Origin of the sequence: Anaerococcus sp. Marseille-P3915, from assembly GCF_900258475.1 — a bacterium.
GTDB classification, from domain to species: domain Bacteria; phylum Bacillota; class Clostridia; order Tissierellales; family Peptoniphilaceae; genus Anaerococcus; species Anaerococcus kampingae.
In genome coordinates this window covers 127,582-143,661 of record NZ_LT984888.1, presented here as the reverse complement: position 1 = coordinate 143,661, position 16,080 = coordinate 127,582, and the positions used below count along the sequence as shown (strand labels likewise).

Genomic DNA, 16,080 nt, shown 5'->3' with positions numbered 1-16,080 from the left:
ATAGGGGATGCTTGCGAAATATAGATAAAAAAAGCACAAAGGTCGTCAAAGCTTATCTTTGTGCTATTTTAATGATTTTTATTGTTTTATTAGTAATAAATTTCCCAAAAAGTAAATTTATCTAAATTTATTTTGCATATAAATCCCTATAGGCATCTTCCCTTACGACAGCTGTGTCTGTGAAAAGGTCGATTAGAGTTTGCTTTTTGGGTGTGAAAAGGGCTAGGGCATATAGGAAAATTAATTTGTTTTGGACATATCTTCCCGCAATTTCCCTTATGAGTATTTGACTATTTGATAGGTCAAAACCATCTAAAGATACCACCCTAAGGCCAGTTATAATCTTACCTAGGGATTGGCCTCTTGTGATTAGGGATGTGATTGTAAAATAGGCTAGGCTTATGATTATATTAAGGCTTGCTAAAATACCTAAACCCATAAATTTTACATCTTCTCCAAGAGGGATAAAAAATTTAATTATGGTGAAAAGAGCAGATACGATCATCATATCGATGATATAGGCAAGTAGCCTTATACCAAAGGATGAATAAGCGTAAGCAAAGTCTCTTTCCTTATAAATCTTCTTATTTTCCATAGACTCCCCCGTAGATATACATAGGAGCTTGCCTATTTTCTTCCATTAATTCCTTTAAGATAGCAAGATCAGAAGAAGATTTCTTAAGGTCTTCTACCTTTTGGAAAAGTTGTCTGAAAGAAAGGTTGGCAAAGGAGCTTTCGACTACTTGTGGATCATCTAGTTTATTTTCCTTAATCATATCTTCTATAGCCATATCTATATCACCAATCTTATCTACTAGACCATTTTTAACAGCCTGAGCTCCGTCATAAACCCTACCATCGGCAAGCTTTCTAACATCTGCCTCACTCATTTTCCTTCCTTCAGAGACAATTTTTACAAATCGACCAAAGGCTGAATCTACAAGGCCTTGGAGGTAGGCTTTTTCTTCATCATTTAAATCTCTACCCATGGTGCCTGTGTCCTTCATCTTGCCAGAAACCACGTTTTGCTCCTTGATTCCGTATTTTTCAAAAAGACCTTGGAAGGAACGTCCACCCATTATTACACCGATTGATCCTGTAAGGGTCTCATTTGAAGCATATATCCTATCTGTAGGGGCAGAAATATAATAACCACCAGATGCAGCCATCTCTTCCATTACAGAATAAACTGGGATTTTCATCTCTTTAAGTTTTTTAATTTCCTTGGCGATTTTTTCTGAAACATAAACAGAACCACCTGGAGAATTTACAGCAAGGATGACACCCTTTGTAGTTGGGTCATCTGCTGCTTCCTTAAGCTGGTCGATTACAAATTGGCTATTGTCATCGCCTTGGATTACCCCTTCTAGGGAAATTTTTCTTATCTTTTGGCTAGGATTTGTTCCTTGGATTATTTCTTGGTCAAATAATTGAGACTTGCCCAAATCTTTAAGGTATGATAAGCCCCTTGCCTCTTTTTCCTCGCTAGTGTCTTTCATAAACATGGAAGCAACTAGGACTAGAACTGCAAGCCCTACCGCTATCCATCTTTTCGCATTATTTTTCATAAAAACTCCTTTATATTTCAATCTTAACTAAAATTATTATACCACAAACAAATCAAGACTTAAGCAAGTTGATTGCATTTTGTTAAGCTTTAAGTACAATGAATATACATCACAATTATCGTTAACACTCGATTACATTGTTATGTATAGGTCCATGTGGACCTATCTACATAAATTAAGCTGTATTTTTTCAAAAAATATGGCTTAATTATTTTTTTAATAAGGATACTTATGAATTATATAGAAAAAAAAGAGAAACTAATAAAAATTATCAAAGACCTCTTAAAAGATAAATTTATCCTCGCCTTTTCTGGTGGAGTTGATTCAGCCCTTATCATGAAACTTGCAAGCCTTTATAGGGAAAGTGAAAACGATGTTAGGGCTATGTTTTTTAAGGCCCTGTCCACCACAAAGGAAGAAGAGGAAAATGCCATAAAGCTAGCCAAAGAAATGGGTGTGGACCTAGTTATAAGGGAGGTTGACATACTCACCAATGAGAAAATCGCCCACAATGCCAAGGACAGGTGCTACCATTGCAAGAAAACCCTCTTTAGCGAAGCCCTAAAGCTAAGGGAAGAGAAAGGTTATGGGGCTGTTGTCGATGGGACCAATACAGACGATCACAAGGTTTATAGGCCAGGACTTATGGCCCTAAGAGATTTGGGTGTAATAAGTCCCCTAAATCAGGCGGGCTTTTCTAAGGCAGATGTCAGACGCCTTGCAGAAGAACTTGATCTTAGGGTAGCCAAAAAACCATCGGCCCCTTGTCTTTTGACAAGATTTCCTTATGGGACAGAAATAAAAAAAGAAAATCTAGATAGGTTAGAGACGGCAGAAGGCTTTATAAGAAGTCTTGGCTATGAAAAATTTAGACTAAGGGACCACGATGACCTTGCAAGGCTTGAAATAGAAAAGGCAGACTTCCCTAAGTTCTTTAAGGAATATGACCTTGTTGTTAAAAAACTAAAAGACCTCGGGTATTCCTATGTATGCCTTGATATGGAGGGTTTTAGGTCTGGTTCAATGGATATAAATCTCTCCAAGGAAGAAAAGGATAAGTACAGCCTATGATTGATAAGAAAAAACTAATTGATGACATAAAAAAAGGCAAGATAAGCGATGAAGAGGCTCTTGAGATCCTAAATGACAAGGGCTATGAAGATGTAGGCGATGCTGTCAAGATAGACTTTTCTAGAAAATCTCGAAGGGGCTTTCCTGAGGCCATCTATTGTGCATCAAAAGATGATGAAAGCCTGGTAAGAATTTTTGAAGCCTTTGCCAAGAAAAAAGAATCTGTAATAGGAACCAGGGCAAGCAAAGACCAATTTGACCTAGTTAAGGCCAAGGTAGATGATGTCACCTACAACGAACTTGCAAGGATTATCTCCCTAGATTTTAGTAAGGAAGAAGAGAAAATCGGTGAAATTGCCATAGTTTGTGCAGGCACAAGCGATTTGCCAGTCCTCCTTGAGGCAGAAATTACAGCAAAATTTTTGGGAGCAAGGGTTAAAACCTACACAGATGTGGGTGTTGCTGGCATTCACAGGCTCCTAGATAAGATAGAAGAAATTAAAAAAGCCAATGTTATAATAGCCATAGCCGGCATGGAAGCAGCCCTAGCTACAGTCCTTGCAGGCCTTGTAGATAAGCCAATCATAGCTGTCCCAACCTCAGTTGGTTACGGGGCAAATCTTGGCGGAATCACCGCCCTTCTTTCCATGATAAATTCTTGTGCAGAGGGAGTTAGCGTTGTAAATATAGACAATGGCTACGGAGCATCCTACGCAGCCTGTCAGATAAATAAATTAATAGCGAAAGGAAATTAAAATGGACCTTTATTTTGAAATGTATTCAGGCATAGCAGGAGACATGACCATAGGAGCCCTCCTAGATTTGGGAGCTAGCAAGGAAAAATTAGTCGAAGGCATCAAATCTCTAAAGCTTGATGGCTACAAACTTGTCTTTGAGAGATCCAAGAAAAATGGCATAGATGCCTATAATTTTGATGTGATCCTAGAAGGTCACCACCATGATCATCATCATGGCGATCACGACCATCACCATGACCACCATCATGACCATGACCATAAACATGAACATGACCACGATCATCATGACGATCATAGCCATTCTCACGACCACGTCCACAGAAATATAGAGGATATTAGAAAAATCATAGAAGGCTCAGACCTCAATGATAATATCAAGAAAAATGCCCTCGGTATCTTTGATATAATAGCAGATGCAGAAGCTGCGGCCCACGGCATTGATAAAACAGAGGTCCACTTCCATGAAGTCGGAGCTGTTGATTCAATCATAGATATAGTAGGGGTAGCAATCCTTCTTGACGACCTAGGAGTAGAAAATCTTTACTTCTCAGACCTCTATGAGGGTTCCGGCTACCAAATGTGTGCCCACGGCCCAATGCCAATACCTGTTCCAGCTGTGGCAAATATCCTAGCTGATTCAGATATAAATCTTAATTTTATAGGAGAAGAAGGCGAGCACATCACTCCAACTGGAGCTGCCATAGTCAAATATTTCTATAAAAAAGCCCCAACAAGCTTTAAAATCAAAAAAATCGGCCTAGGAGCTGGCAACAAAGACTTTGAAAAATCAACCAATATCCTTAGGGTCATGGAAATTGAAATAGATAAAAAAAAACTGTAAAACTGCTTGAAACAAATATAGATGACCAAAGCGGGGAGCTTTTGGCATTCACCTTAGAAAAAATTATAGAAGTGGCACTTGATTGCTACTTTTCTCCAATCTTTATGAAGAAAAACCGCCCAGCCTATAAATTATCAGTAATTTATAAGGCAGAGGATGAAGAAGCTATAGAAGATATAATCTTTACCCAAACCACAAGCATCGGTGTAAGGAAATTTGACCTAGACAGGACAGTTTTAGATAGGGAAATTATCAAAATCTCTTATAAGGGCAAGGACTACCTTGCAAAGCAAGTTAGCTATAAAGATAAAATCTTCACCTATCCAGAATACGAATCCGCCAAGACCCTGGCAAAAGATCAAAATATCTCCCTAAAAGAAGCCTACGACATCCTAAAATCCCTATAAGTGGGTATAAAAATACTAGGAGGCAGCTTATGAGATACGAATTTATCGAAGTCCCTTTTGAGGGCGGCCTTAAGGCAGGAAAAACAGACACCTTTGAAAAGTGCAAGGAAATCATCAATGAAAAAGCAAAGGAAGGCTGGGAACTCGTTCAGATAGTCCCAGTAACCAATGAAAAATGGTCATCCTATGCTTTTCTTAATTACACTTTGGTTTTCAAGGTTAATGATTAGGACAAGCAAAAAGAGCTGGTAGATGATTCCAGCTCTTTTGCTTGTCTATATTTCTCTTTTAATGAAATATTTTCTTAAAAATTATTTTCTAAAAAATCTAAGAGCTTCTCCCCTATCTCGAATAAGGAAATAAAGTAATCGCAGGGAAAAATCTATTGGCCTTTTTAATTTTCAAAAAGTATAAATCATTATAAATATATTTACCCAATAAAAAACCGACCAAATGGCCGGTTTTTCTTATTCTTCATCGCCTGATAAGTCTATAAATCTCTTATTTTCCTTATCTTCTTCCACTTTTTCATCCTCTTTTGAGGCTTCTTGTGGATTTTCTTCTTTTGTTTCTTTAGAATCTTCTAAATCTTTGACATCTACATCAGTATTGTCTGCGATTTTTTCTTCGCTTACTTCTTTATTTTTCTTTCCTTCTAGGATTTCCATGAATTCTTCACCTGTGATGGTTTCTTCTTTTAATAAGAAGTCTGAGATTTCGTGGAGTTTGTCGATGTTATCTTTTAGGATTTCTATAGCTCTCATGTGAGCATTTGCTATTATTATTCCTACCTTTTCATCTATCTTATTGCCTGTACCATTTGATACTATCATGGCTCTTTGACCACCTAGGTAGCGGCCTTGGATTTGTTCTAGTTGCATGAAGTCAAAGTCTTCATCCATACCATAGATTGTGACCATGTTTCTAGCTATAGCTGTAGCTCTTTCTATATCATTTGAGGCGCCTGTTGTCTTGGTGTTAAAGATTAGCTCTTCTGCTGACCTACCTCCTGCAAGGGTTACTATTTCATCAAATAGCTCTTGCTTGGTCATGATATATTTCTCATCCTTATCTACTGTCATGGTATAACCTAGGGCCCCGCCTGTTCTTGGGACTATGGTTATCTTTGTGACTGGTGTCTTGTGGGTTTGGATGGCTGCTACTAGGGCATGGCCCACTTCATGGTAGGCTATGATTTTCTTTTGATCATCTGAAATTACAGCATTTTTCTTTTGCATTCCTGCTATTACTGTTTCGATTGATTCTTCTAGGTCTTCTTGGCTTAGCTTGTTTCTGCCTTCTCTTACAGCTCTTAGGGCACCTTCATTTACTATATTTGCAAGGTCTGCTCCGGATGTTCCGGCAGTTCTTTTTGCTATTTCTTCGTAGTCTATATTTTCTTCTTTTTTAATTTTCTTTGCGTGGACTTTTAGGATGTCTTCACGGCCCTTTAGGTCTGGAAGTTCTACTTGGACTTGCCTATCAAACCTTCCCGGTCTTTTTAGGGCTGGGTCTAGGATTTCTGGTCTGTTGGTTGCAGCAAGTAATACTACTCCCTCTGTCGCATCAAAACCATCCATCTCGTTTAGGAGTTGGTTTAGGGTTTGTTCACGTTCGTCATTGCCTGAATATCCTGAAACATCACGCTTTTTACCTATGGCATCTATCTCGTCTATAAAGACTATACATGGGGCCTTTTCCTTGGCTTGCTTGAATAAGTCTCTTACCTTAGATGCTCCCATACCTACAAACATCTCTACAAATTCAGATCCTGATATAGAGAAGAATGGCACCTTGGCCTCACCTGCTACTGCTTGGGCAAGGAGGGTCTTACCTGTTCCTGGAGGGCCTACTAGGAGAACTCCCTTTGGAACTCTAGCTCCAATTTCCTTGTATTTCCTAGGATTGTGCAAGAAGTCTACTATTTCGCTTAGGCTTTCTTTGGCTTCTTCCTGGCCTGCCACATCCTTAAAGGTCTTGCCTGTTTCATTTTCCATGTAGACCTTAGCATTGGACTTGCCAAAGTTCATGAAATCAGCTCCACCTCTGCCACCCATAGTCTTTGATAAAGACCTTGATGCGAAGTAGAAGATTACCATTATAAAGATAAGCGGAAGGATACTTTGGAGGAAGACTGCTAGGTAAGGGTTCATCCTTGTTTCTATGTCTTTGCCAAACTCTAGCTTATCATTTCTTTTTTTGGCTGCAAGGAGTCTTTCTGTTAGGTCTGTATCTTCCCAAAGACCTGTTTGGTAGGTTTTTTCTTTGCCATCTACCTTAGCCTTGAAGGTGTATTTTAAATTATCCTTGCTTACTTCTGTTACCTGATCATTTTCGATCATTGATACAAATTGACTGTAGTTTACTTCTTTAGCTCCGTCGTTTTTGGCAATCGGATTAAAGAGGAAACTAAAAATAAAATATACTATTAAAGCCCCTATCCAATAGTAGATTAAGGGTCTATTTTTCTTTCCTTTTTGATTCATATACTTCTCCTTGATATATACTTATCAAGTAATACGTCTAATTCTCTAAGCTCTGAGACTATGGTTTCAAGGTTTAAATCTACCATATCATCTGGGAAATCTTTTCTGATTTTATCAAAATATTCGCCAACCACATGGCTTGCCTTGATTCCCTCTTCAGTTAGCTCAACGTTTACTACTCTTTCATCAGCTTCGCTTCTTTTTCTAACAACAAAGCCTTTTTTCTCTAATTTTTTGCAAATATTTGAGATATTGCCCCCAGTTACTCCTATGGTCTTGCCAAGACTGCCTATGGATACGTCTTGATCACTTGAAAATAGGGCGATTATGATCTTAATCTGTAGGGGTGTTAGATCTAGCTTATTTGCTGTTTCTGTCAATAGTAGGTCTATTTTATGTGAAATCTCTCTAATCAAAGAGAAGATTGTATTGTTAAATTCAAAAAAATCTATGTGTTCTGTTGCCACGTTCTCCTCCATTTCTTTTTACAGTGTTTTCACTACCTATATTAAACTGCTTTTTTATAAAAAGTCTATATTTTACATTTAATATCATAGAGAGTCTTATAAGCTTGAAAGATAGCTTGCTGCATTAAGGCCTGCTATCTGGCCCTCACCTACAGCCTTGGCTATTTGATAAGGCTTGCCAGTGATATCTCCTGCTGCAAAAAGCCCCTTGATACTTGTCTCAAGGTCCCTATTTACCAGGATGTGGTTTCCATCTAGCTTTATCGATGGGATAAGTCTTTCAGGCTTGGATGAGTCTTTTATTATAAAAAATCCATCAGCCTCAATTTCCCTACCAGACTTAAAGATGAGCTTATCTGCATGATTTTCTCCTTCAAAGCCTAATGGGATTTCTCCCTCTATAACCTCTATAGAATCGTTAAGTTTTACTTCCTTTTTTGTCATGTTAACAAAGGTCACTTTTTCTACTATTTCTGATGTAAAATTTGCATCTTCAATAGACTCTTGGTTATAGCCTATAATTACGACTTTCTTGCCTCTGTAGAGGGCTGCATCGCAAGTTGCACAATAATTGACACCCCTTGCAAAGAATTTCTCTTCATTTTCTAAATCTCTTGCAAGCTCTATGCCTGTGGCAATTATTACAGATGATGCTTCTATCATCATATCACCATTTTCTATCTCTAGAGCAAAATACTTGCCCATGGCATAGACTGTTTTAACTCTCTTACTTGACCTTTCTATAGGATATCCTGCAAGGGACTTTTTGAAATTTTCATTTAAGTCTTTGCCGCTTATTTCCCCAAAGCCCAGGTAATTTCTGATGGACCTAGTCTGTGTAATTTTTTTTGAATCGGTCCCAAAAATTATTACTGACTTGTTTCTCACCTTAGAATTTAAAGCGGCGCTAAGTCCTGCAGGACCTGCGCCGATTATTGCAATGTCATATCTCATTATATGAATTTACTCATTTCCTCTACGATGGCATCTTTTGTATGGAAACCTACTAGGTTTTGTTTTAGGACTCCATCTTTAAAAATAAATAGGCTTGGTACAGCATTTACATTGTATTGGGCAGCTATTTCGTTAGATTCATCCACATCTAGCTTATATATTTTGTAGTCAACCTCATCTGCCAATTCTTCAAGGATTGGTGCTTGCATCTTGCATGGGCCACACCAAGTCGCAGAAAAATCTACTAGGCAAAGGCCACTTCCATTTTCTACATGCTCTCTAAATTCAAATGTATCTAATTGTTTCATTATTGCTCCTTAATTGTTTTGTTCCACTAGTCCTGCTACGTGGTTTACTGGTACAGAATATATTATACCCTTTCCAGCCTCCTCCAAATCCATCTGCTTATATATTTCTGCTGTAATTTTTTCTTCAAGGTCTTTTTTAATTAGCATTACTACCATGTCTTTTTCAGGCTCTATATTCATATTAAAGAATATCCTGCCCTTTATTTCTTCTCCTGCGCCCCTGCCATGGATGACAGTTGCACCCCTTGCTCCATTATCCTGAGCTATGTGGATGGCTTTTTGGCCCATATGTCTATCCACTATGACATACAAACATACATATTCCATCTTATTTTCTCCCTCTAAAGCTGTTGAATAAGCTATAGCTGTATTTACAGACTTAAGCTTATCTGAAATTTTCTCAATAATTTTACCTGCTATATCTTCCTCTATTAGACCGACCACTACTTCCTTCTTGGTCTTATCAATGGCTAGGGAATTTAGGATGTGGCTTGGTGCTGATCCTTCTCCATAAAAACATGAAATAGCACTTGCCCCATGGTCTTGTAGAATTTTCATAAATCCTGATCCCTTCCCTCTCGGAAGAACTATTCTTAAAAATTGCATCTTATCTCCTATATAAGTTACCCATTATCATAATGGTCAAAACCGGCATCATGGCTACAAAGGCGATTACCCCGAAGCCATCAGCTATATTTCCAGCAACTCCCTGGCAAAAGGCCAAAATAAAGGTGGCTGTCATTGGCCCTGAGGCTACCCCGCCTGAGTCAAAGGCTATACCAACAAAGATTTGGTCAACCCTCCTTGATAGGATTAGGGAAAGTAAAAAGCCTGGTACAATTAGCATCCATAGGGCAAAACCATCGATTCTTATCCTAAAGATGGCAAGCATCACCGCAAAGGCAACCCCTATAGATAGGGCTACTAGGATATTTTTCCTTGGTATAGAACCACCAGTTACATCCTCTACCTGCTCGGCAAGAACGGATACGGCTGGCTCTGCCAAGACTACCAAAAGCCCAAGTACAAAACCTATTAGAGGGAGGAATTTGGAATCGGCAAGGCCTTCGCCCATGACTCTTGCAAGCTCCATAAAGCCGCCTTCAACACTTGTCAAAAATACTATAAGGCCAAGATAGGTATAAAGCATTCCTATGCTGATTCTTCTGAGCTCATCTTTTTCTACCTTAAAATATAAAAAATTCATTATATAAAAGACGAGAGCAATTGGCACTATAGCAAAGGTAGAATTAATAAAACCACTATATAGGGCCGACCTATGAGCAGCTTCTTCGATTAGGACATCTCCTCCCTTAGAAAATAAACTCATGATAAGTCCTGCAAGTATAGGACCTGTTGATGCAAGACCTACTAGGCCAAAGGAATCATCCTCAGTCCTCTCGCCCTTAAGGGATGCCACCCCTAGGCCTAGGGCAATTATAAAGGGTGTGGTCATAGCTCCTGTTGTAGCCCCTGATGCATCAAAGGCAATTGCATGACCCACATCATCTGTAAATATCATTAGGACGAAGACTGTAATATATAATGCCCACATCATATTTGATAAGCTTATTTCCTTAAATATCCTAAATAAGCCTAGGGAAATCATCATTCCCACTCCCAAAGATATGATCATAACAATAATTTGGGCAGGAATTCCCACAGCACTTGTTACTTCATTAGCAAGAATCAGCAAATCAGGTTCTGCAACTGAAATTGTAAAGCCAATAAAAATACCAAAGATAACCACTTTTGCTATCTTATCAAATCTTGCTATAAAATCTCCCATCATAGATCCAATTTCTGAAATTGAAATCTCTACTCCTGTTAGAAATACTCCCAGGCCAAGAATTACTCCCACACATCCTATAAGAAAGTTGATTAGTAGCTTAGCTTCCACTCCCACAAAGAGGTTCAGGACCACTACTAGGATGGCTATGGGTATTACGGACTTGGATGTGTTTTTAATTTCTTCTAAAAATATAATCCTCACCTTTCTTCTTTAAATGTTTATAAAAAAAGAGCAATCCAAAAAGATTGCCCTTATATATTTTCTTATTTGCTTGAAGCGGCTCTTTCTGCTGCTTCTCTTGCTCTTTCTGATGCTTGCATTGCTGTTATAATAGCTATTTCATATACATCTTGAGCTGAACAACCTCTTGAAAGGTCGTTAACTGGTGCATTTAGTCCTTGGAGTATTGGTCCTAGGGCTTTGTAACCGCCAAGTCTTTGTGCTATTTTATAACCGATGTTTCCTGCTTGTAGGTCTGGGAAGATAAATACATTACACTTACCAGCTACATCTGATTTTGGTGCCTTATTAGCAGCTGTTTTTGGATCTATTGCTGCATCAAATTGGATTTCTCCTTCTACTCTTAATTCTGGGTCAAGGTCTCTTGCTATTGCTGTAGCTCTTGCAACCTTTGTAGCTAGGTCATGGTGAGCAGAGCCTAGGGTTGAGAATGATAGAAGTGCTACATATGGGTCGATACCAAATGATTTAGCAGTGTGGCTTGTTTCTACTGCAACTTCTGCAAGCTCATCAGCTTCTAGTGTTATATTAACCGCAGTATCTGCAAATACTAATTGTTCTCCATTTGGTCCTAACATTACCATAACACCTGATACTCTCTTTTGACCAGGTTTGGTTCTGATAATTTGTAGGGCAGGTCTAATAGTGTCTGCTGTTGTGTGGATTGCACCTGATACAAGACCATCTGCATAACCAGATTTAACTAACATAACACCGAAGTAGTTTAAATCTCTTCTTAGGATAAATTCTGCTTCTTCTCTGTCGATTTTTCCTTTTCTAATTTCTGTAAAAGAATCAACCAATTCATCAAATTTTTCAAATGTTTCTGGATTTAATATCTTTATATTAGATATGCTCTTGCCTAATTTGTCGGCTGTTTTTTGGATTTCTCCTTGGTCACCTAATACGATTGGTTGTAATAAACCTTCTTCTTGGTGTCTAATAGCTGCTTCCAAAACTCTCTCGTCTTTACCTTCTGGTAAGACAATGGTAAGGTTTTTTCCTTCTATAGTTTTTATCGCTTGATCTAAAATACCTACTTGTGCCATTAAGTCCTCCTAATTTTTATACTTAATTTTATTACTAATATTATATTGTAAAATATATTAAATTGCTAGTTATTTTTTATCTTTTAGCCTTTTTTAAAGCCTCTTCTTCAGCCTCAGATAATTCCTCCCTAGCCCTACCGCTTACAACTTCCTTTAAATAGACGTTTGAAGTGTTATCTCCATATAGACTAGTTAGGATAATTCCATTATGAAAATTATCAAGCATACATAAACAGAAAGAAAGTTCCCTGCTTTGTCCTTCAAAGGCATCGAAGTGAACTGTAGACATATTGCTTACAGCGCCCATTATTGTATCTTTTGCATCTGCTGCTGTTTTATTTATATTTTTTAGCTCCTTGTGGGATGATTCTATCTGGTCATTTAGCCTATTTAATAGCTCTTCTATGTTTACATCTGGGTCATTACCTCTTAGGAGGTGATCGTATCTTTGTTTTTGTCTTCGTGTTCTATTTTGTAGGGACTTAATCATGGCAAATTGTATGACTACAACAAGTGCCAAGCATCCCATTCCTATATATAATCCTGTCAAGATTTCCTTCTTTCTATAATAATTAGATTTTTTTCATAAAGCTTTTCAGCTTCATTTTTTACTTCATCTATATTATACTTAAAATTTGTTTGATTTAAATTTATATCAATTGTTGGTAGGCTTGCATCAATTGCAGCCTTAAGGAGGATATTTGCAATCTCCCCATCTGAAATTGTATAAGATTTTCCATTTTCTAGAAAAAATCCTAAATGCTTCATAGCCTCTAAGATTAGGGTACTTAGCTTAATTTGTGGCCTTGCAGCATCTATAAAATATTTTTCATCGACATTTTTTTCCTTTATGCACTTATCCACCAAGATTGTCGCATATTTTATATCCTCATCAGCAAGGTCTGTTAGTAGGTCTGAGATATGATTTAATGTTTCACGTGAAACATTTGCCTGATCATTCTTAGCCCCGTAGTCCTTCTTATCCATCATAAAGATTAGATTTACTGCCATATTAGCAATCATTATTACAAGAGCTCCACCGCCTGGGTTAGCACTTGGCCTTCTAATCTCTCCTAAGAGTTTCTCAATCGAATAAGAATTAATCATCTTCACCAAGCCTCTTATAAATATTTTCCAAATCTTCTATAGAATAGCAATCTATTACTAGCCTATAAGTATCCTTATCCTTCTTTATAGATACTTTGGTTGAAAGCTTATCCATGAATTTTTCTTCAAAGTCATCAAAGAGGAGTTGGTCAAGGTTTGGTAGCTTTTCTTCCTTAGTATCTTTAGTATCCTTGCTTAGGTCTAGGTATTTACCCTTGTGCTTTTCGTTTTCTATAGTTTTTGGACTTTCTTCTTTGCTAGGCTTATCAGCCTTCGCTCTGGATAGTTCTTCTACTTCCCTTACGACAGTTTTCTTATTTTTATAATCTTCAAGAGCCTTTTTTCTATCATCCTCATCTTTTAAAGAAAGAAGGCTTCTGGCTTGTGATGATGAAATTTCACCCTTATTTAGAGCTTCTTTTTCAGAATCTTCTAGCTTTAATAGCCTCATGGTATTTGCTATATAGGACCTGGACTTACCCATCTTTTCTGCTATCTGATCTTGGGTTAAGTTATATGTTTCATAAAGCTTCTTGTAAGCTGTGGCTTCTTCTATAGAAGATAAATCTTCCCTTTGGACATTTTCTATAAGTGATAAAATTTCTATATCCTTATCTTCATAGTCTTTGATTATGGCTTCTATTTCAGTAGCTCCATTTAGAAGGCTTGCCCTATACCTACGCTCTCCTGCTAGAATTTCGTAATGGTCACCAGCTTTTGATAGGCTTATTGGATTTAAAAGGCCATATTCCTTTATTGACCTTGCCAAATCTTCCAGACCCTTTTGGTCAAAAGTTTTTCTTGGCTGGCCTTCCCTAGCCTTAATCTTATCAAGAGAGACCTTTATTATCCTGCCTTCATGATTTGTATCTTTAGCATCAGGTATAAGAGATGATAGGCCCCTGCCTAGGCTTCTTTTCTTATTCATACGTCCTCCGATATTTCTTGAGCTAGGCTGATGTAGGCCATAGCTCCCTGGCTTTTTGGATCATATTCTACCGCTGACTTGCCATGGGATGGTGCTTCAGCAAGTTTTACATTTCTAGGTATCATTGTCATAAAGACCCTATTTTTGAAATATTTCTTTACTTCTTCAACTACTTCATAAGCAAGTTTTGTCCTCTTATCAAACATAGATAGGAGGACTCCTTCTACATATAAGTCCTTATTTAGAGATTCTTTCACAAGCTCAAAAGTATTCATAAGTTCGCTTACTCCCTCAAGAGCATAGTATTCTGTCTGTATTGGAATAATTATAGAGTTTGATCCTACTAGAGCATTTATTGATAAGAGTCCTAGTGAAGGTGGTAAGTCTATGAGGATAAAGTCATACTCGGTCTTTATAGCAGCTAAAATTGTCTTAAGCTTCTGGGTTCTTTCTACTGGATCAAGCTCTACAAGCTCAACTTCAAGACCTGAAAGAGAATTTTCTGAAGGAATTAAGTCTACTCCAGATTTTGTCTTTATTATATACTTATCTATATTTTCTAAAGACTCTTCTGTATTTTCTTCAACTGTCTTTTCTTCTTCAGTATTATCTTCTGCTATGTCACCCTCGGTTACTTCTGCTTTATCATCTTCAGGACTTGTAAAATAAAATAAGTCATAGATAGATGTCTCAACCTTATTTTTATCTATGCCCAAACCTGTTGTGGCATTGGCTTGGGGATCCATATCTATTACTAAAACCTTCTTGTCTAGGTAGGCAAGGGCTACTGCTAGGTTTACAACTGTAGTAGTTTTTCCTACTCCTCCCTTTTGATTAAAAACTGATATAATCTTCATATACACCTCTTACTATTAAAATACTCATGTCAATGGCCTTATTCTTGCACACACGTCTTACCTTGTTGCGTTCGCCCTTGACCTTTACCTGCCTTATATATTTTTTTCCTTTATAGGAGACTCCTACATAGGCTATTCCCAAATGGGCATAGCCAGATGTGGCTATTCTTAGGTCAGAATCAAGTCCATCAAGCATTTCGCTTACAACTTCCTTGCTAACCACGTCGTACTTATCGATTGTTTCATATGAAACACCTAATATTCTATGCTTGGCTTCATTAGAATAAGTCACAAAGGATTCCTTAAGCACATCGCTTGCCCCGCTTATATCTATAATAGAGCTTGCAATTAAGCCTCCCGTTATTGATTCAGCAGTTGAGACTGTCTCTCTATTATTTCTTAGCTCATCTATTAAGACTGATTCACGAGCCCTATCATCAGTAGTTATAACTAGGCCTCGGAAGGCATCCTTCACACTCTTAAGACCTCTTTCTAAAGACTTATTCAAGCTTTCTTCATCTGGAGCAGATGCGGTTATTCTTAGCTCTACACCGCTAGTCTTGGCATAAGGGCTTATGGTTGGATCAGATCCACTTAGGTCAATTCTACTTGCCACATCCCATTCACCGAGAAGTCCTATCTTACAATTTATAGACCTTATTAGTCTATCAGTCGCAAGTTTCGGTGTTACTTCTTTATCAAACATATTTCTCATCTCGTTTGGTGGCCCAGGCATAAGTATGTACTTAGACTTATTTTTTGATTCTAAGATGCAACCTGGTGCTGTCCCTTGGGTATTTTTTAAAATCACTGCTGACTTAGGAAATACGGCTTGTTTTCTATTAACTTCCATAGCCTTATTTTTATTTTCAAAATATCTCCTAAGTTCTTCATAGGAATATGGGTCAAGAACCATCTCATCTTCAAGCCCGCAGACTTTTACTGCCACTTCTTTTGTAATGTCATCTTCTGTCGGTCCAAGGCCACCTGTTATAAATATATAGTCATAGACCCCATCAGCTTCCTTAAGCCCTTGATAAAGTCTATCCGGATTATCACCTATGGTTTCCATCTTATATAAATTTATGCCCAGGTCCTGGAGCCTTTCTGCAATAAATTTAGAATTTGTATCTAGTATTGATCCTAGTAGGATTTCTGTACCTACCGAATAAATTATAGCTTTCATTATAACCACCTTAATGTTTCACGTGAAACTTTTATACTTATATTTTACTTCATAAGCTTAT

19 protein-coding genes are annotated in these 16,080 nt (G+C 37.7%); 5 read left to right on the top strand and 14 right to left on the bottom strand.

The features are described 5' to 3' along the window. Positions 1 to 127: 127 nt before the first annotated feature. Positions 128 to 595 carry an RDD family protein gene (locus tag C8269_RS08410; RefSeq protein ID WP_106461275.1) on the bottom strand — a complete coding sequence of 156 codons (468 nt, stop codon included), beginning with the start codon at positions 593 to 595 and terminating at the stop codon, positions 128 to 130. Then, positions 585 to 1,568, bottom strand: a complete 984-nt coding sequence (gene sppA, locus C8269_RS08405) for a signal peptide peptidase SppA (protein ID WP_106461274.1) — start codon at positions 1,566 to 1,568, stop codon at positions 585 to 587. Before sppA ends, C8269_RS08410 begins: the two co-directional genes overlap by 11 nt. 231 nt (positions 1,569 to 1,799) lie before the next feature. Here sppA and larE point away from each other — a divergent pair, with 231 nt between their 5' ends. The 5 genes from larE to C8269_RS08380 are packed head-to-tail and all read left to right on the top strand — an operon-like array spanning position 1,800 to position 4,875. Further along, the gene (gene larE, locus C8269_RS08400) at positions 1,800 to 2,639 is read left to right on the top strand and encodes an ATP-dependent sacrificial sulfur transferase LarE (RefSeq protein WP_234025868.1); all 840 of its coding nucleotides are present in this window, start codon (positions 1,800 to 1,802) and stop codon (positions 2,637 to 2,639) included. Continuing rightward, complete coding sequence (larB, locus tag C8269_RS08395) at positions 2,636 to 3,394, top strand: nickel pincer cofactor biosynthesis protein LarB (RefSeq protein WP_234025867.1); 759 nt, start codon at positions 2,636 to 2,638, stop codon at positions 3,392 to 3,394. Before larE ends, larB begins: the two co-directional genes overlap by 4 nt. 1 nt (position 3,395) lies before the next feature. Next, positions 3,396 to 4,238, top strand: a complete 843-nt coding sequence (locus tag C8269_RS11080) for a LarC family nickel insertion protein (protein ID WP_106461273.1) — start codon at positions 3,396 to 3,398, stop codon at positions 4,236 to 4,238. A gap of 41 nt (positions 4,239 to 4,279) precedes the next feature. Continuing rightward, positions 4,280 to 4,645: a nickel insertion protein gene (gene larC / locus C8269_RS11075; RefSeq protein WP_267895199.1), complete on the top strand. Its 366-nt coding sequence runs from the start codon at positions 4,280 to 4,282 to the stop codon at positions 4,643 to 4,645. Positions 4,646 to 4,674: 29 nt separating this feature from the next. After that, the gene (locus C8269_RS08380; RefSeq protein WP_106461271.1) at positions 4,675 to 4,875 is read left to right on the top strand and encodes a DUF4177 domain-containing protein; all 201 of its coding nucleotides are present in this window, start codon (positions 4,675 to 4,677) and stop codon (positions 4,873 to 4,875) included. A gap of 237 nt (positions 4,876 to 5,112) precedes the next feature. On the opposite strand, the gene ftsH is transcribed toward C8269_RS08380, so the two are convergent. From ftsH to C8269_RS08320, 12 genes are all read right to left on the bottom strand, one after another. Further along, a complete protein-coding gene (gene ftsH / locus C8269_RS08375; RefSeq protein ID WP_106461270.1) occupies positions 5,113 to 7,131 on the bottom strand; it encodes an ATP-dependent zinc metalloprotease FtsH in 2,019 nt (672 codons plus the stop codon). After that, on the bottom strand, positions 7,128 to 7,598 hold the full coding sequence (locus tag C8269_RS08370; protein WP_106461269.1) for a MarR family winged helix-turn-helix transcriptional regulator: 471 nt from the start codon (positions 7,596 to 7,598) through the stop codon (positions 7,128 to 7,130). The genes ftsH and C8269_RS08370 overlap by 4 nt, the downstream gene beginning before the upstream one ends. A gap of 96 nt (positions 7,599 to 7,694) precedes the next feature. Continuing rightward, positions 7,695 to 8,552, bottom strand: a complete 858-nt coding sequence (locus C8269_RS08365) for an NAD(P)/FAD-dependent oxidoreductase (protein ID WP_106461268.1) — start codon at positions 8,550 to 8,552, stop codon at positions 7,695 to 7,697. Then, entirely contained in the window at positions 8,552 to 8,860 is a 309-nt protein-coding gene (trxA, locus tag C8269_RS08360; protein WP_106461267.1) for a thioredoxin, read from the bottom strand. Before trxA ends, C8269_RS08365 begins: the two co-directional genes overlap by 1 nt. Before the next feature lie 9 nt (positions 8,861 to 8,869). After that, positions 8,870 to 9,466: a P-II family nitrogen regulator gene (locus tag C8269_RS08355; protein ID WP_106461266.1), complete on the bottom strand. Its 597-nt coding sequence runs from the start codon at positions 9,464 to 9,466 to the stop codon at positions 8,870 to 8,872. A 1-nt stretch (position 9,467) separates the two neighbouring features. Further along, positions 9,468 to 10,853, bottom strand: a complete 1,386-nt coding sequence (locus tag C8269_RS08350) for a DUF1538 domain-containing protein (protein ID WP_106461265.1) — start codon at positions 10,851 to 10,853, stop codon at positions 9,468 to 9,470. Positions 10,854 to 10,915: 62 nt separating this feature from the next. Then, entirely contained in the window at positions 10,916 to 11,941 is a 1,026-nt protein-coding gene (pta, locus tag C8269_RS08345; RefSeq protein ID WP_106461264.1) for a phosphate acetyltransferase, read from the bottom strand. 76 nt (positions 11,942 to 12,017) lie between these two features. Next, on the bottom strand, positions 12,018 to 12,491 hold the full coding sequence (locus C8269_RS08340; protein ID WP_199792192.1) for a DUF4446 family protein: 474 nt from the start codon (positions 12,489 to 12,491) through the stop codon (positions 12,018 to 12,020). Further along, on the bottom strand, positions 12,488 to 13,048 hold the full coding sequence (locus C8269_RS08335) for a cyclodeaminase/cyclohydrolase family protein (RefSeq protein WP_106461809.1): 561 nt from the start codon (positions 13,046 to 13,048) through the stop codon (positions 12,488 to 12,490). Before C8269_RS08335 ends, C8269_RS08340 begins: the two co-directional genes overlap by 4 nt. Then, on the bottom strand, positions 13,041 to 13,976 hold the full coding sequence (locus tag C8269_RS08330; protein WP_106461263.1) for a ParB/RepB/Spo0J family partition protein: 936 nt from the start codon (positions 13,974 to 13,976) through the stop codon (positions 13,041 to 13,043). Before C8269_RS08330 ends, C8269_RS08335 begins: the two co-directional genes overlap by 8 nt. Then, positions 13,973 to 14,833, bottom strand: coding sequence for a ParA family protein (locus tag C8269_RS08325; RefSeq protein ID WP_106461262.1), 861 nt, complete (start codon positions 14,831 to 14,833; stop codon positions 13,973 to 13,975). The genes C8269_RS08330 and C8269_RS08325 overlap by 4 nt, the downstream gene beginning before the upstream one ends. Next, positions 14,811 to 16,019, bottom strand: coding sequence for a CinA family nicotinamide mononucleotide deamidase-related protein (locus tag C8269_RS08320; protein WP_106461261.1), 1,209 nt, complete (start codon positions 16,017 to 16,019; stop codon positions 14,811 to 14,813). Before C8269_RS08320 ends, C8269_RS08325 begins: the two co-directional genes overlap by 23 nt. Positions 16,020 to 16,080: the final 61 nt, after the last annotated feature.

Coding starts and splice junctions, on each gene's coding strand:
- C8269_RS08410 (WP_106461275.1), bottom strand. CDS start 595: ATGGAAAATAAGAAGATTTATAAGGAAAGAGACTTTGCTTACGCTTAT.
- sppA (WP_106461274.1), bottom strand. CDS start 1,568: ATGAAAAATAATGCGAAAAGATGGATAGCGGTAGGGCTTGCAGTTCTA.
- larE (WP_234025868.1), top strand. CDS start 1,800: ATGAATTATATAGAAAAAAAAGAGAAACTAATAAAAATTATCAAAGAC.
- larB (WP_234025867.1), top strand. CDS start 2,636: ATGATTGATAAGAAAAAACTAATTGATGACATAAAAAAAGGCAAGATA.
- C8269_RS11080 (WP_106461273.1), top strand. CDS start 3,396: ATGGACCTTTATTTTGAAATGTATTCAGGCATAGCAGGAGACATGACC.
- C8269_RS08380 (WP_106461271.1), top strand. CDS start 4,675: ATGAGATACGAATTTATCGAAGTCCCTTTTGAGGGCGGCCTTAAGGCA.
- ftsH (WP_106461270.1), bottom strand. CDS start 7,131: ATGAATCAAAAAGGAAAGAAAAATAGACCCTTAATCTACTATTGGATA.
- C8269_RS08365 (WP_106461268.1), bottom strand. CDS start 8,552: ATGAGATATGACATTGCAATAATCGGCGCAGGTCCTGCAGGACTTAGC.
- trxA (WP_106461267.1), bottom strand. CDS start 8,860: ATGAAACAATTAGATACATTTGAATTTAGAGAGCATGTAGAAAATGGA.
- C8269_RS08355 (WP_106461266.1), bottom strand. CDS start 9,466: ATGCAATTTTTAAGAATAGTTCTTCCGAGAGGGAAGGGATCAGGATTT.
- pta (WP_106461264.1), bottom strand. CDS start 11,941: ATGGCACAAGTAGGTATTTTAGATCAAGCGATAAAAACTATAGAAGGA.
- C8269_RS08335 (WP_106461809.1), bottom strand. CDS start 13,048: ATGATTAATTCTTATTCGATTGAGAAACTCTTAGGAGAGATTAGAAGG.
- C8269_RS08330 (WP_106461263.1), bottom strand. CDS start 13,976: ATGAATAAGAAAAGAAGCCTAGGCAGGGGCCTATCATCTCTTATACCT.
- C8269_RS08325 (WP_106461262.1), bottom strand. CDS start 14,833: ATGAAGATTATATCAGTTTTTAATCAAAAGGGAGGAGTAGGAAAAACT.
- C8269_RS08320 (WP_106461261.1), bottom strand. CDS start 16,019: ATGAAAGCTATAATTTATTCGGTAGGTACAGAAATCCTACTAGGATCA.